Below are 694 nucleotides of genomic sequence, written 5' to 3' on the forward strand. Positions count from 1 at the left end.
CCGGTGGTGCGCGCGGCCATGGCCGAGGCGCGGGCGGGCCGGCCGGCGCGCTTCACCGCCTTCGGGCCGACCGCCAAGGGCGCGCCGCGCTGGCGGGACGTGAGCTTCTCCTCGCTGCCCGGCGCGAACGGCGAGGCGCCGCGCCTGCTGGCGGTCGCGCGCGACGTCACCGCCGCCAAGGAGGCCGAGGCGGTGCTCCGGGAGAACGACGCCCGGCTGCGCGAACTCGCCGAGACGCTGGAGGACCGCGTGCGCGAGGAGGTGGCCGCGCGCGAGACGGCGCAGGCAAGGCTGGTGCAGGCCGAGAAGCTGGCCGCGCTCGGCCAGCTCGCCGGCGGCATCGCGCACGACTTCAACAACGTCATGCAGGCGGTGAGCGGCGGCGCCGGGCTGATCCGTCGGCGGCCCGGGAACGCGGCCGGTGTCGAGCGCCTCGCTCGCATGATCGAGGACGCGACCCGCCGCGGCGCCTCCATCACGCAGCGGCTGCTCACCTTCTCGCGCCGGGCGAGCTGCGGGCCGAGGCCGTCGAGGTGTCGGCCCTGCTGACCGGGCTGCGCGAGGTGCTGGCACACACGCTGGGCGCCGGCGTCGAGACCGTGGTTGCGGTCACGGCGGGTCTCCCGCCGCTGCTGGCGGACCGCGGGCAGCTCGAAACGGTGCTGGTCAACCTCGCCACCAACGCGCGCGACGC

1 pseudogene is annotated in these 694 nt (G+C 76.9%); it reads left to right on the forward strand.

Annotated features, from left to right (window positions below):
- Nucleotides 1-549 (forward strand): annotated as a pseudogene (locus tag EAH89_RS31010) (histidine kinase dimerization/phospho-acceptor domain-containing protein); the annotation flags it as partial.
- Nucleotides 550-694 lie beyond the last annotated feature (145 nt).

This window comes from Muricoccus nepalensis (assembly GCF_006438825.1).
Lineage (GTDB): Bacteria > Pseudomonadota > Alphaproteobacteria > Acetobacterales > Acetobacteraceae > Roseomonas > Roseomonas nepalensis.